The organism is Thalassospira sp. SN3W (assembly GCF_038070535.1).
GTDB lineage: Bacteria > Pseudomonadota > Alphaproteobacteria > Rhodospirillales > Thalassospiraceae > Thalassospira > Thalassospira xiamenensis.
The window spans coordinates 3742651-3756898 of sequence record NZ_CP121124.1; the positions used below are offsets into that span (position 1 = coordinate 3742651).

The 14248-nt window shown below is 53.7% G+C and carries 14 protein-coding genes; 6 read left to right on the forward strand and 8 right to left on the reverse strand.

Annotated elements, in window-relative coordinates; genetic code table 11:
- The first annotated feature begins 1 nt into the window (after position 1).
- Positions 2-448 carry an Rrf2 family transcriptional regulator gene (locus tag P8T57_RS17130; RefSeq protein WP_007091951.1) on the forward strand — a complete coding sequence of 149 codons (447 nt, stop codon included), beginning with the start codon at positions 2-4 and terminating at the stop codon, positions 446-448.
- Between the two features lie 86 nt (positions 449-534).
- Here P8T57_RS17130 and P8T57_RS17135 read toward each other — a convergent pair whose 3' ends face one another.
- A complete protein-coding gene (locus P8T57_RS17135) occupies positions 535-2499 on the reverse strand; it encodes a DEAD/DEAH box helicase (protein WP_341363794.1) in 1965 nt (654 codons plus the stop codon).
- A 214-nt stretch (positions 2500-2713) separates the two neighbouring features.
- On the opposite strand from P8T57_RS17135, the gene P8T57_RS17140 reads away from it, so the two are divergent.
- A complete protein-coding gene (locus tag P8T57_RS17140; RefSeq protein WP_007091949.1) occupies positions 2714-3274 on the forward strand; it encodes a hydrolase in 561 nt (186 codons plus the stop codon).
- Positions 3271-4008, forward strand: a complete 738-nt coding sequence (locus P8T57_RS17145) for an alpha/beta hydrolase (RefSeq protein WP_341363795.1) — start codon at positions 3271-3273, stop codon at positions 4006-4008. The genes P8T57_RS17140 and P8T57_RS17145 overlap by 4 nt, the downstream gene beginning before the upstream one ends.
- Here the strand turns inward: P8T57_RS17145 and P8T57_RS17150 are convergent.
- Entirely contained in the window at positions 4005-5021 is a 1017-nt protein-coding gene (locus tag P8T57_RS17150) for a transporter substrate-binding domain-containing protein (RefSeq protein WP_341365381.1), read from the reverse strand. The two genes, P8T57_RS17145 and P8T57_RS17150, sit on opposite strands and share 4 nt — an antisense overlap.
- Before the next feature lie 165 nt (positions 5022-5186).
- The gene (locus P8T57_RS17155) at positions 5187-5801 is read right to left on the reverse strand and encodes a hypothetical protein (protein WP_341363796.1); all 615 of its coding nucleotides are present in this window, start codon (positions 5799-5801) and stop codon (positions 5187-5189) included.
- Between the two features lie 138 nt (positions 5802-5939).
- Between P8T57_RS17155 and P8T57_RS17160 the strand changes: the two genes are divergently transcribed.
- On the forward strand, positions 5940-6500 hold the full coding sequence (locus P8T57_RS17160; protein WP_341363797.1) for a cytochrome b: 561 nt from the start codon (positions 5940-5942) through the stop codon (positions 6498-6500).
- A 23-nt stretch (positions 6501-6523) separates the two neighbouring features.
- On the opposite strand, the gene P8T57_RS17165 is transcribed toward P8T57_RS17160, so the two are convergent.
- From P8T57_RS17165 to parE, 4 genes are all read right to left on the reverse strand, one after another.
- Positions 6524-7444, reverse strand: a complete 921-nt coding sequence (locus P8T57_RS17165) for a glutaminase (protein ID WP_341363798.1) — start codon at positions 7442-7444, stop codon at positions 6524-6526.
- 129 nt (positions 7445-7573) lie between these two features.
- Positions 7574-8239, reverse strand: coding sequence for a hypothetical protein (locus P8T57_RS17170; RefSeq protein ID WP_341363799.1), 666 nt, complete (start codon positions 8237-8239; stop codon positions 7574-7576).
- On the reverse strand, positions 8202-8486 hold the full coding sequence (locus P8T57_RS17175; protein WP_341363800.1) for a hypothetical protein: 285 nt from the start codon (positions 8484-8486) through the stop codon (positions 8202-8204). Before P8T57_RS17175 ends, P8T57_RS17170 begins: the two co-directional genes overlap by 38 nt.
- Positions 8487-8543: 57 nt before the next feature.
- A complete protein-coding gene (gene parE / locus P8T57_RS17180) occupies positions 8544-10526 on the reverse strand; it encodes a DNA topoisomerase IV subunit B (RefSeq protein ID WP_341363801.1) in 1983 nt (660 codons plus the stop codon).
- Positions 10527-10800: 274 nt separating this feature from the next.
- Here parE and P8T57_RS17185 point away from each other — a divergent pair, with 274 nt between their 5' ends.
- On the forward strand, positions 10801-11226 hold the full coding sequence (locus tag P8T57_RS17185; RefSeq protein WP_341363802.1) for an acyl-CoA thioesterase: 426 nt from the start codon (positions 10801-10803) through the stop codon (positions 11224-11226).
- 223 nt (positions 11227-11449) lie between these two features.
- Entirely contained in the window at positions 11450-13144 is a 1695-nt protein-coding gene (locus tag P8T57_RS17190; protein ID WP_341363803.1) for an AIPR family protein, read from the forward strand.
- Between the two features lie 44 nt (positions 13145-13188).
- Here the strand turns inward: P8T57_RS17190 and P8T57_RS17195 are convergent, their stop codons facing one another.
- Positions 13189-14211, reverse strand: coding sequence for a membrane dipeptidase (locus P8T57_RS17195; RefSeq protein WP_341363804.1), 1023 nt, complete (start codon positions 14209-14211; stop codon positions 13189-13191).
- Positions 14212-14248 lie beyond the last annotated feature (37 nt).

Below are 14248 nucleotides of genomic sequence, written 5' to 3' on the forward strand. Positions count from 1 at the left end.
CATGATGTCTTTGCAAAAGGCGACCCTGTTTGCGCTGTATGCCGTGCTGGAACTGGCCGAGGATACGGACCGGCAGCTTTCGGCATCCGAAATCGCCGAGAGATACAATATTTCGACCAACCATCTGGCGAAGGTCCTGCGCGATCTGGGCCGGGCGGGGCTGGTTGAATCGGTCCGTGGGGCCGGTGGCGGTTATCGTTTCTGCGGCAATGCCAAGCGCACGACGTTGCTTGATGTTGTCAGGCTGTTTGAGGAAGTCGGTGCAGGCCCGACAAGCGGCATTGTGCAGGACACCAATGCCGGTGTCGCGCTGTCGCAGGTGATGGACGAGATCGAGGAAATCACCCATGCGACGCTTCTGTCGATTTCGATTGAAACCATGCTGAAACTGATGCGCAAGCGCCGCCCGGAAAAACCGCGGTCGACCGGATTGTTCCGCGCGGTATAAGCCGCCATTTAAGATAATCGCACCAAAATCAAAAGGCCGTCAGAGCAATCTGACGGCCTTTTTCGCATTCGATGAACCGGTAGGGATCAGCCTTCGCTGCCGGTCGTTTCGGCGTCCGCAGTTTCGGTTTTGGCGGCCTTTTTCGGGGCCGGTTTTTTGCGCGGACGACGGGCGGCTTTCGGTTTTTCTTCCTTGGCGGGCGCGTCATCGGCCGCCGGTGCAGGTGCTGGCTCCTGAGCCGGAGCTGGAGCTGGAGATGCAGATGCAGCAGAAACGGCTGCTGCCTCGTCCTTGGTCTCTGGTGCCGGGCTTGCTTTTTTTGCTGTTGCCCGTGTGGTTCTGGTGCGGGTCGGTTTGGCGCGTTCGGTTTTCGCCGTACCGGTTTTTTCCGACGCGGATTTTTCAGCCGTTACTTTTTCGGCAGAGGCCTTTGACGATGTTTTTCTGGCCGGTGCTTTTTTCTCGACCTCGTCGGCGCGCGGCTTGCCAAGGCTAGAGGCCGGGACCGGGGTCAGAAGGAAGGCCGGAGTATGGTCAGCAAAACCGATGACCGGCTTGTCGTCACGATCATGCCGGTCATGACGATCATAACGATCATCGCGATCACGACGCGACGCGGAACGGCCCGAAGAACGATCATTACGATCCTGACGTTCAGGACGGTTCGAACGTTCGTTACGCGGCTTTGCGTCACGCTGCGGCGTATTGTCTCGCGGCTGCTGGGCCGGGCGTGTGTCCTGCTGCTTTGCTTCTGGCGCGGCGGCAGGGGCATTGGCACCAGCATTGGCGGCCTTGCTGTCGCGTTCTGCGCGGTCGTTACGGTTATTGCTACGCGCCGGACGATCATTGCGCGGGGATGCATCACGCTGCGGCGCCTTGCGGCTTTTCTTCACACGGCGTTTCTTGCCGGTGAAGTCCAGTTCAAGGGTTTCGATGCCTTCAAGCTCGGTCAGGGGAATATCCATGTTGATGGATTTGTTGATCGCAGCAACAAGTTTGCCGTCTTCGGGCACGGCCAGCATGAAGGCCTTGCCTGCGCGACCTGCACGACCGGTACGGCCGGTACGATGGACGTAATCCTCGGCGTTGAAGGGCACGTCGAAGTTAAAGACGTGCGAGACATCAGCAACGTCAATGCCACGTGCGGCAACGTCCGAGCAGATCAGCAGGGTGATTTCGCCCGTTTTGAATTTATCAAGCGTTTCGGTGCGTTCGCTCTGGACCAGATCGCCATGCATGCGACCGGCATTGAAGCCGTGCTTGGTCAGCGATTTGAACAGGATATCGACGTCTTTTTTGCGGTTGCAGAACACAAAGGCGTTTTTGACGTCTTCCTGACGGACAAGTTTGCGAAGGGCTTCGCGTTTGTCCATTTCATCCATGACAAGGAGTTTATGTTCCACCGTGGTCGCCATGGTTGAGGGCGGGGAAACGGTGATTTCCTTGGGATTGGAGAGGAATTTGTCGGCAAGGCGACGGATTTCCTTGGGCATGGTCGCCGAGAAGAAAAGCGTCTGGCGCTGTTTGGGCAGCATATTGACGATTTTTTCAATGTCGGGAATGAAGCCCATATCAAGCATGCGGTCGGCTTCGTCGATCACCAGCAATTTGCAGTCCGACAGAAGCAGTTTGCCGCGTTCAAAGGTATCGATCAGGCGACCCGGGGTCGCGATGATGACGTCGGCACCTTTTTCGAGGATTTTCTGCTGTTCGACGAAGGATTCCCCGCCGATGATCAGTGCCTTGGACAGCGACATGTATTTGCCGTAAATGTCGAAGTTTGCTGCTACCTGGGTCGCGAGTTCGCGGGTCGGTTCGAGAATGATCGAACGGGGCATCCGCATGCGCGCACGGCCATGATGCAGGATATCAAGCATCGGCAGGACGAAGCCTGCGGTTTTGCCTGTACCCGTCTGAGCACAGCCCAAAATATCACGTGCCATCAGAACGGACGGAATGGCCTGGCTCTGAATGGGGGTCGGGGTATCATAGCCGGCGTCTGCGACGGCTTTGAGGATATCTTCGCTCAGACCGAGATCGGCGAAATTCATATGGTTCGTTTTCCCGCAATAGAATGCGTTATGATGTGATTATCGCTGCGATAAAGCAGCTTGCGTCGTAAAGCGAAGCCTTAATTAAGTCAAGAAAAACGCCTCAAAAAAGGGTTAAAGAGGCAAATTAACCCGGTGCGAGAGGCTTGTTTGCCACAGACCGGAAGCGTAATCTGGTGAAATAGACAATGAAACGGGGAGAAAAACGGTGTTGATGGATGCATCACGTGCAAGTCTGGTGATTATCGATGTTCAGGAGAAACTCTATCCGGCCTGTCAGGACCCTGATCAGACCGTCGAGAATTGCTGCTTTCTTGTCAAATGCGCCAACCGTTTGAATGTTCCCGTCATTGTGACGGAACAATATCCCAAGGGGCTTGGCCATACGGCGGCCCCGATCCTTGATCTGGTGATGAAGGCATCCGATACGGTCGATGGCGGCAATGTCGTTTCCAAGGTCAGTTTTTCAAGTGTGCCGGCCGACGGCTTTATGGAAAAGATCGAAGAAACACCGGGCCGCGACCAGATCGTCATTGCCGGGATGGAAACCCATGTCTGTGTGCTTCAGACCGTGATGGAGCTTATTGATCGCGGGCGGGAGGTTTATGTGGTGGCCGATGCGGTGACATCGCGCAGCATGCATGACAAGATTTTCGGCTTGGAACGGATGCGCGATGCCGGGGCGAAAATCGTGACGCGGGAAAGCGTGATGTTTGAATGGCTGCGCGTGGCAGGAACCCCGGAATTCAAGGAACTGAGCGCGCTGATTAAATGACGGCCAATCCCCAAAAGGCCATTCCGGTTGTCTTTCTGTCGGGGATGCTGGCCGATCAGCGGATGTGGCAGCCGGTGATCGCACGCATGGATGTGCGTGGCCGTATTGGTGCGGCCCCGGCGATCGCACCGATGATCCCGGCACTTGATACCAAGGAGGATGTGGTGGCCATGGCAAGGGATGTCCTTGATCTGGCACCGGATCGTTTTGTGTTGGTCGGGATGTCGATGGGCGGGTATGTCGCGTTTGAAATCCTGCGCATGGCGCGGGAACGGGTATCGCATCTGATGCTGGTCAATACGCGCGCGACGGCCGATGATCCGGTGATGCGACGGCGCAGGCTTTTGCTTGCCCGGCTTTCGGGTGTGAACCTGCCGTTCAGGGGGATCAATGACGCGATGCTTGACGACATGCTCCATCCCGATCATCGGCACAATCGAGAACTTGTCGGCCTGCTTTCGGATATGGCGGAGGATCTTGGCGAGGATGTTTTCAAACGTCAGATCATAGCTGTTGCCAACCGACCGGACAGTATGGCGTTGTTATCGGAACTCGATATGCCCTGCACCGTGATGGTGGGGGAGGCTGATCGGGTGATCAGCCCGGCATCGCATCATGACATGGCGGCCCGCATTCCCGGTGCACGCATGATCGTGGTTGCCGGGGCCGGGCATTATGTGCCGCTGGAACAGCCCGATATATGCGCCGATGCGCTTTGTGCGCTTATTACCTAGGGCGTAGATGTTTTGGTGTCGGACGGGGTGAGTGTATCGCTCAGGACCATTTCGATGGTGTTTTCATTGGTCAGATACTGCGCATAGAGTTTTTCCAATGCGCCACTGCTGCGCTGTCTGGCGAGGTAGCTGTTAAAGTGCCGCATCAGGCGGGCATTGCCGGGGGTGGCGGGCAATATCAGGCGGTTGATCGTATTCATCAGCGATGTCGGGTGGATCGACAATGCGGCAATTTCATCATCGGTCAAATGGGCGATCTGTTTAAGCGATGCCTTTTGCGCATATCCGCAATAGATCAGCGCAACATCAACCCGCCCGGCAAGCAGCAGGGCAATTGACTGTCGAATTGAATTGAACCGGCTGATATCAAATCGACCGTCGCGCAGATGGCGGGCCAATGGGCCATGCAGTTCAAGGCCGCGCGCGATGGAAACCTGAAGCCCGTCAAGGTCGGCGGCGGTTGTGATGTTCAGGTCGCGCTGCTTAAGGGTAAGGGCATGCAGGCCTGTCGTGCTGATACCGTCCGAAAAGATGACGGTATTGCTTGCCGTGTTGCCGGGAATGCCGATGAAGCCCGCGCGATTGTTGCCGCTGTTTTCAAGCGCGCGTTTGAGCGGCAATTGCTGAAAGGACATATCGATCTGCTGAAGCTTGCTGAAATCACGCAGCAGATCATATAGCGCGCCATTGGCATGGCCGTTAAGCTGATAGCTTTGCGGATAGAATTCCTGATCGGCAAGCACGGTCAGATGCAGGTCATCGGCACTGGTTGCATTGGCGGCATCGGTCGCAACATCGGGATGGCCATCACTGGCCTTTGCCCCCGCGCCAAAACCGGTGATTGCAACGGCGATGACAAGACCGGCACATGCCATGCGGAACAAGGATGGCCGGATCGATTGCCAGACGGACAGAATATGCGACGTCAAGTGTACCCTGTTTTTCATTTCAGGGTCGCCAGCCAGTGCCAGAGGCAACCAGATGGGCGCGCGCAATTTGCCGATACGTGCCATTTCTGGCAACGGTTATTCCCCATTCGAGTAGTCTTCCCTGTTTTTATCGGCACTTATTTTCATGCCTGAAACCTACCCTTCAGAGTAGTTGGCAACAGGGTGCCCGGAATAAAGGGCAAGAGCAAGCATGATAGGGGCAAAATTATACCAATTGCTATTTCGGGTTTAGCAACCGGCACGGAACATGCCGCAACGACGATCACTGTCATCGCGGATTTCGCGTGGGAAAAGCTGTGCGATGATGCTACCACCATTATTGGTAACCTGTTGTTCAAGATCAGCTTTTACGAAATTCGCACGCAGTTCCGAGATCGGTTTGTCGCCTGCGCAAAAGGCAATGCGTGTCGGGATTCTGGTTGTATCTGCGGGGTAGTCGGTAGCCTCGGGCGTGGTGCAGATTTTTTCACCCATCGTGGCTTGTGACGGGCTTACGACGACGACAACACGATACCCGTCGCGCAGAACCTGATTCGGGCCGAGTTGGGTGGCATCGGTGATGAAATCAAGGCGCGGGGGAAATCCGTGACCGGACAGGGCGGATGCCCATGTTTCGGGCGATACAGATGATTGCTTGTCGTGGACTTCGACCATCATGATCTGGTTTGGCGCACCGTAAACCTTGAAGGTCTGCACATCATTGACCTGATAGGTTGGTGGTTCAATCGTTGTGATGTTGCCACATCCCGCCAGCAGCAGGGCACTTCCCAAAACGCCCCCTGCAAGCACGCGCAAGGTGACACGCGGAGACAATCGTTTGGACGCATTGAAAAGGATTCTCATGAGGGCTCCTTGCGGGTGCGGGGCGATAAAAGTCCGGTCTGCGACAAATTGATACAGATGCGACAAAACCTTGCGAAACTTTGCGGCTAGATTGGTGCCGGGATCAGTTACGTCATAGTCAGCAATGAGGTTACAATTATGTCAGATGTCTCTGAAACGCAAATTTCGCGATGGCCGCACTGGTCTGTTCCGGCGCTACACTGGATCATGGCATTGTTGATGGCGGCCGCCTTTGGCATCGGTCAGGTCATGGAAGAAGTCCCGCGTGCCGAACGGGCTGAAATCATGGGATATCACGCGCTTGTTGGCATTTCGGTACTGGTCCTGTTCCTGCCGCGGATTTTGGCGGTTTTGCGCCTGTCCCCAGCAGCGGTACAGGACGATCCCCGTCTGGTTAAAATCATGGCGCGCATTGCGCATGGTCTGCTGTATCTGGCGATGATTGCGATGCCGGTCACCGGGCTTCTGGCGGTGATGACATCGGGACGCAATTTTCCGGTCGCAGGATTATTTTCCCTGCCGGATCTGGGGCGGATCGAATGGCTGCATGAAGGGGCCGAGGAAATTCACGAATTTTTCGTGCCGGTTCTGGTGACGCTGGTAGTGCTGCATGTGATTGCCGCCATTTGGCACCATTATATCCGCCATGATGATGTGCTGGCGCGTTATGTGCCGTCATTGCGAAGGCGCGATTCCTGATCCTTTCTGATCGGCAAACCCGGTCAGAAAACCGATCGTCCGATGGCGCGGATCAGCATTTCAAGCGCCTTGATACCGGCCGCCGAATTGCCGCGTGTATCAAGGCGCGGCGACCAGACACAGACGGAAAATTCACCGGGAATGACGCCGATGATGCCGCCGCCAACCCCGCTTTTGGCCGGGATGCCGACGGTAAAGGCAAAATCGCCCACCCCGTCATACATCCCGCAAGTCAGCATCAGGGCGTTGATGCGGCTGGTTTCCCCGGGTGCGATCACGGTGCGACCGTCAATGCCGACACCCTTGTTGGCAAGGAAGAAGGCCGCACGCGCCATTTCACGGGCCGTCATCGCGACGGAGCATTGCTTGAAATAGGCCCGCACGACGTCTTCGACCGGGTTATCAAGTTTGCCGAAACTTTTCATCAGATAGGCAATCGCGCGGTTGCGATCCCCGTGCTGATCTTCGGAGAGATAGACATCGTTATCGACGCGAATGCCGGGATTACCGCAAAGCTGACCAAGGAATTCGGCCACCGAACGATCCGGGTTGGCGTAGCGCGAGGCGATCAGATCAGCAACACGGATCGCCCCGGCATTGATGAAGGGATTGCGCGGGATGCCGTGTTCCTGTTCGAGCAGGATCAGGGAATTGAAGGCCGAACCGGATGGTTCGCGCCGGACGGCTTTCCACAGATCATCACCATGCGCGCGCTGGGCCAGCACAAGGGCGAAGACCTTGGAAATGCTTTGGATGGAAAAGGGCAGGTCGGGCTGGCCAATGGCAAGTTCGTTTCCATCGGCGGTGCGCAGAACCATGGCAAAATGATCGTCGGGGACGCTGGCAAGGGCCGGGATATAGTCGACCTTGCGGGCGTCGGTAAAATCGGTCTGGTGGATCGCGTCCGAAATATCCTGGAGGATGGCGGCATAATTGTGGGTCATTATGTGCTTGGCCCGCATTTTGGTCGGTTCTGACGAATTGTTTTTGCTATCGGAGGCACAATAGAGAAAAGGTGTCAGACGACCAGTCGGAAAAAAGGTCCCCTGATATGCAGCTTATGGGATTGCAGGTCAGGCCGCGACCAAGGCAAGAGTACGCAGTGCCTTGAGATGGTGAGGCTTTTCCACAGTGCTGATTTCGCTATGTATATAAGCGATCAGCTTTTGCAGTAGAGCGGTTGTATTAAGGTCGCATATCTGCGCCATTTTTTCGATTTCGGACTGGTTGCGGGCGGTGACTTTCAAGGACAAACGTTTGCGGAGCTTGCTGGTCTTCCCTATTGGCGCAAGCTGGTCCGATGCGGCAAGAAATTTGGTCAGACTGGCATTGTTCGTCGCGCAGTCATGCAAATAATACATCAGCAGGCGTTTGCGAAAATCAGGGGTAAGTTGCGCATCAATTCGATAGGCCGCAAGATCGAGAGCCTCGATATAGATTGCGGGCAAGTTTGTTTCGACCGGTACAGATGCCTTGTCACGTTTTGCACGAATTGCCGGTGTTGATTGCGGCGGGGTTGCGATGACGGCACCACATTTGTCGCAAACGCCGACCAGAATATCGCGCACGTAGCCTGTACCATTTTCAAACGGGACATCACGATAGGCAAATGTCATGCTTGTCAGGCCGTCTTTTTCACAGATGGCTTGTCCTGTATCACCGGGAAGATAAAGTTTCATGACATGCCTTTGGGTTCTGCCCCTAGCGATGAACGCTGATGAAAACGGTATCTGGATCAACGAAGTAGAATTTGATGTACCAACCGCTATGCCGCAAAACGTGGACCTCGATAGAAGAGGCACGATGATGCGGGCTGCTGGAATGGTGGGTGCCGTTGCATTTGCGGATAACATTGCTGACGTCGTCCGGTGTGACGTCACCCACGGCAAGCAGGTTCTTATCGTCAATTGATCCACGGGATTCATGAAGAAAGGAACCAGAAGCCAGTGCTTTCAACACATTGGCTTTGACCTGTTTCCAGCCCATTCATAAACTCCGCATGATTAATTATACGATAATCTTCGTATAAATCCATAGGTTTTTTTAAACGTCGATATCCTCGACAAAGCGGGCATGTTCCTGAATGAACTGGAAGCGGAGCTCCGGCTTTTTGCCCATCAGGCGATTGACCAGATCCTTGGTCTGGCCACGCGCATCGGGTTCGGCCGCATCGGGCAGGCAAACGCGCAGCAAGGTGCGTTTTTTCGGCGCCATTGTGGTTTCGCGAAGCTGCGGGGGCGGCATTTCGCCCAGACCCTTAAATCGGGAAATCTCGACCTTGCCGCGGTTTTTGAATTCGGTATCGAGCAGGACCTCTTTTTCCGCGTCATCCATCGCATAGATGGACTTTCCGCCCTGTGTCAGGCGGTAAAGCGGCGGCATGGCAAGATACAGGTTACCGTTTTCAATAAGGCCGGTCATTTCCTGATAGAAGAAGGTCATCAGAAGCGATGCGATATGAGCGCCGTCGACGTCGGCATCGGTCATGATGATGATGCGTTCATAACGCAGATCGGCAAGCCGGAAATCGGACCCGGAACCGCAGCCAAAGGCTTCGATCATGTCCTTGATTTCCTGGTTGGCCATCATCTTTTCACGCGTCGCGGATGCGACGTTAAGGATTTTACCGCGCAGCGGCAGGACGGCCTGTGTTTCACGATCACGTGCCTGTTTGGCTGAACCACCTGCCGAGTCACCTTCGACCAGGAAGATTTCAGTGCCAGCCGCGATGGAACGTGAACAATCGGCAAGCTTGCCCGGAAGGCGCAGGCGGCGGGTTGCTGACTGGCGCTTGGTTTCTTTCTTTTCCTTGCGGCGCTGGCGTTCTTCGGCGCGCAGGATGATGCGTTCGAGCAGGCGTTTGGCATTTTCGGTATCACCGGTCAGCCAGTGATCGAAATGGTCGCGAACCGCGGTTTCAACCAGCTTGGTTGCCGATGCGGTGCCAAGCTTTTCCTTGGTCTGGCCCTGGAACTGCGGATCGGGAATAAAGACCGATAGCATGATGCAGCCACCGCCAAAGACGTCCTCGGCGGTGATGGCAGCGGCCTTTTTCTGACCGACCATGTCGCCATAAGTCTTGATCGCCTTGGTCAGTGCATAGCGGAAACCGGCTTCGTGTGTGCCGCCAAGCGGGGTCGGGACGGTGTTACAATAGGAATGGAAGTACCCTTCGCCACCGTCCGGCCATGCAATCGCCCATTCAACGCGACCGGCACTTTCGGAAAACTTGGCTTCGCCGGCGAACGGACGTTCGGTGATCAGATCACGACCTTCGATGGTCATGTTCAGGTAATCGAGAATCCCGTTGGGGAATTTCAGGACTTCGCTTTGCGGCGTCGGATCATCACTGGTCAGCAGTTCCGGATCGACCGACCAGCGGATTTCAACACCCTTGAACAGGTATGCCTTGGAGCGCGCCATACGGAAGATCGTGGCGGGTTTCAGCTTGGCCCGGCTGCCGAAAATTTCGGGATCGGGGCGGAAGATGACCGTGGTACCGCGGCGATTGTTGACCGCACCGCCATCCTGAAGTGGACCCAGCGGGGTGCCTTTGGAATATTCCTGAAACACCAGTTTGCGATCACGTGCGACTTCGACCCGGAATTTGTCGGTCAATGCGTTCACGACCGACATACCCACCCCGTGCAGACCGCCCGAGGTTTCATAAGCCTTGCCCGAAAACTTGCCGCCCGAATGAAGCGTGGTCAGAATGACTTCGAGGGCGGATTTATCGGGGAATTTCGGATGCGGATCGGTCGGAATACCACGGCCGTTATCACGCACCATGACGGTGTTGTCGGTTCTGAGTTCCAGCTCGATCCAGTCGGCATGGCCGGCAACGGCCTCGTCCATCGAGTTATCGAGGATTTCGGCAACCAGGTGATGCAGTGCGGCATCGTCCGTACCCCCGATATACATACCGGGACGGCGGCGCACAGGCTCCAGGCCTTCGAGAACTTCTATATCCTTGGCGGAATAGGCGTTTGTGGTCGATTGGTTTGAATCTTCGAAAAGGTCGGTCATGCCCCGGAACGCAACTTCTTTATTATGTTAAAACAAGGTCCAACGACGCATATCTGTTGATTGATTTTACGGGGTTGGATGCCTTTAGGCTTAACGAGTATCATATGTTTTCAGATGCGACCCATAAAAATGTTTTTTGATCGCGAATGCAAGCGGTGGTCTTGCCAGAGATCATAATTTCGTTGTGGCAGCGCAGAAAACGGTGCCAGACTTGTCGCGAAAACCGAGACCGTCAGGTCCAATAAAAATACCGGCCCAGACAGGAGTAAGCCCGATGGCGAATGAGAGTGAGATCACACACGGTACCGACAACAGCATGCCGCGCGGCGACATGTGCACCCGAACCCTTGCCATGCCCGCCGACACCAACCCGAGCGGCGATATTTTCGGCGGCTGGCTGATGTCGCAGATGGATATCGCGGGTGGCGTGATGGCAAGCCAGATTGCCGAGGGCCGCGTTGCCACGGTCGCGGTTGACGGCATGACGTTCCATCGCCCGGTCTATGTTGGCGATGTGGTGTGCGTGTATGGAGATATCGAACGGATCGGCAATACATCGATGGTGCTGCATCTTGAAAGCTGGGTACTGCGCAAAAACCAGCCGCCGCGCATCAAGGTGACAGAGGCAACCTTTACCTTTGTCGCGATTGACGCCGAAGGCCGCCCGCGCCCGGTGCGCAAGGATGAAGCCAAGGTCTAAGATGGTAAATATCAAATGTCAAAAGATGTCGCTGTAAAGAGAGTTGAAAACCTATGGTGCGTGATACAAAGCGTTGTTGTTTATGTGCTTTAGCATTAAGATTGAATATGCAATGTTTAAATGCTTGAGCTATTTGAACTTGGTAGATGTTTTTTATAATCATTGCATTCTACAAAACTGGGTATAGTTTTGGATTGCGAAGAACTTGGATTTGGACTTTATCATGTCTATTGCAAATCAGATTATTGATCAGCGTGTTATCGGAATAGTTAACGAAAAGTCACAAGATTTTTCCGATCAGCTAAAGATTAAAAATGACCATGGAAAGTTGAAGTCTGCGGCTTTCGTTTATCTAGTTGCAAACACCGCGTTGGGTTTGAATGAAGAAGACGTGCTTGATGGTATTGTTGACGGTGGGAATGATTTCGGTGTCGACGCTGTATACTATGATGAGCCGTCAGATGGTGAAATAGCGATAACGATTATTCAAGGAAAGTATAGACTAGATATAGAAAAGGAAAGTAACTTTCCTGAAAATGGTATCATTAAAATTATTGACGCGATTTCGGCGTTGTTTGATCCAAATAAAAAGCTAACACTTAATATTCGTCTTCAGAAACGGATAGAAGAAATACGTTCTTTTGTTGCTGGTGGTGCAATCCCAAGGGTAACAGCAATTGCAGCAAACAACGGTATTTCTTGGACTGAAGTTGCAGAGCAAAGAATACAGGAATCGCGCAAAGTTTTTCTTGATCAGGTTGAATGGCGTCATATCGGTCCAGAAGAAATATTGGGTTTGCTGCAAGCTCAAAAGCCAATTGATACGACTTTGAAGATGAGTGGTCAGGCAATTGTGGAGCCGTTCGACTTCCGCAGGGTTCTCATCGGTAGGATGTCGGTTAGTGAACTTGCCAACCTTGCTGAGCAATACGGCGACCGTCTTTTAGAAAGAAATATTAGGCGCTACTTGGGGATGTCCGGGAATCGGGTAAATGAAGCCGTTGCTGCTACCCTTAGAGATAGTCAACAGCGTTCAAATTTTTATTTCTATAACAATGGAATTACGATCATTTGTTCGCAATTCAGGCACAACGCCTTGCAGCAAACCGATTGGCATGTCCAAGTTAATGGGCTGCAAATAGTAAATGGTGGGCAAACTTCGAAGACAGTTCAGCAAATTGCAAAGGAGATCGGGGGCGACATTGGGGCGGCACAAGTCTTGGTAAGGATTTACGAGTTACCTAGTGATGACGATGATTTGGTTTCAGCAATTACTTATGCAACTAACAGTCAAAATCCTGTCGATCTTCGTGATTTAAAGGCCAACGATGCCAATCAAAAGAATTTAGCTCAGTCTATTTCAGCGCTTGGCTATAGCTACCGAGCAAAAAGGGAAGAAAAATCAGTTTCTTCTGATGAGTTTACTAGCGCTGTAGTAGCAGAAGCAGTGCTGGCTGTTTGGAGGCATCGACCTCATCAGGCGAGGTTCTCTGGGCGTAAGCATTTCGGTGCTTTATACGACATCATATTCACGCCAGACTTAAACGGTGCACAAGCAATTATTGCTTCTCTTATCTTAAGGCAAGCGGAAAACCGTCGTAAACGCCCTCCTGTAGATGCACCTGATTTTCTTACTTATGGGTCTCGGTTTGTGGCTATGCTTGTTGGTAAGTACTTGCTTGATGATAAAAATATTAATTTAGAAAGACTAGATCATACAAACTTTATAGAAGTTAAAGAGCATTTGGAGGATAATATGCAGGGATATATTCTTCTGGCAGAAAAGGAGATAGAATCAGCGCTATCTCCTCTATTTCAAGACAGGGAGAGAACATTGCAGCGGCTTTCGGCAACTTTTAGAAGAGCTGATTTAGTTGAAGATTTGTTGCATTCGGAATTGCGTGCTTTACCGGATTGATAATCCACAGTCTCCGCTTAAGTTTGTGAATGAGCCTGTCTAAGCTAAACCGTCCAGCTTTCCCTCGCCACGCGGATAAAGTTTTCACCCATGATTTTATCGACGTCGTCGGGTTTGTAGCCTCCGGCGATCAGGGCGTCGGCAAGGGCCGGGAGCTTTTTGGGGTCGAAGACGGCAGCACCCCCAGCACCCGGGCCATAGCCGCGTTCGGCAGGCCAGTAATAGGCGCGGTCAACACCATCGGGGAAGTCGTTGGTGCCCGCGACACTGGGCATCGTATCAAGGCCGATGCCGACATGGTCCACACCGACCAGTTTTACCGCATAGTCGATATGGCGGATCATGTCGGGGACTTCAGGCGCGTTGGGTGATTTGATGAAGCGCTGGAAGCCGCAAATGCCGATCACCCCGCCGGTATCGGCACAGGCCTTGATCTGTTCATCATCGATGCAGCGTTCATGCCCGCCAAGCACCTTGGGGTTGGCGTGGCTGAAGACGACCGGTTTGGTTGATGTCTTCATGATATCAAGGCTGCTTTGACGGCCGGTGTGCGAGCAATCCATGATCATGCCGCTGTTATTCACCGCCCGGACCATGGCATGGCCCAGCGCGGTCAGCGGGATATCATCATCATGACAGCCACCGGCCACCGAATTGTTGCGGTTATAGGCAAAGTGGATTTGTTTCACGCCCAATTTGGCAAAGACCGGGACCATTTCGGGCATGTCCTGCAACATGACCGAGCCTTCGAGGTCGAAACCAACCCCCAGCAAGCCCTTTGATTTGGCGATTGCCAGATCATCAAAACGTTCGATCTGCATGTATTTATCGGGGTGGGCGGCGATTTTGGCCCGGAAGGCGGCAATCACGCGCAGGATATGGGCAACGGAATTCATATCCATGCCGACATTGACACAGACATAATCAACATCGCCCGCGACATAGTTATCCAGCAGGGTAATCGGTGTTTTGGGATCAAGCGGCAGGCAGGCATGCGCATCCCACGTGAAAGCGGGGCGATGGCGTGACTTGCTGGCGGGCGTGTTCGGGGCGGTGGTGACGTTCATGGTTTCCCTTGTTCTTCTGGCGCGATCAGGCCGCTGT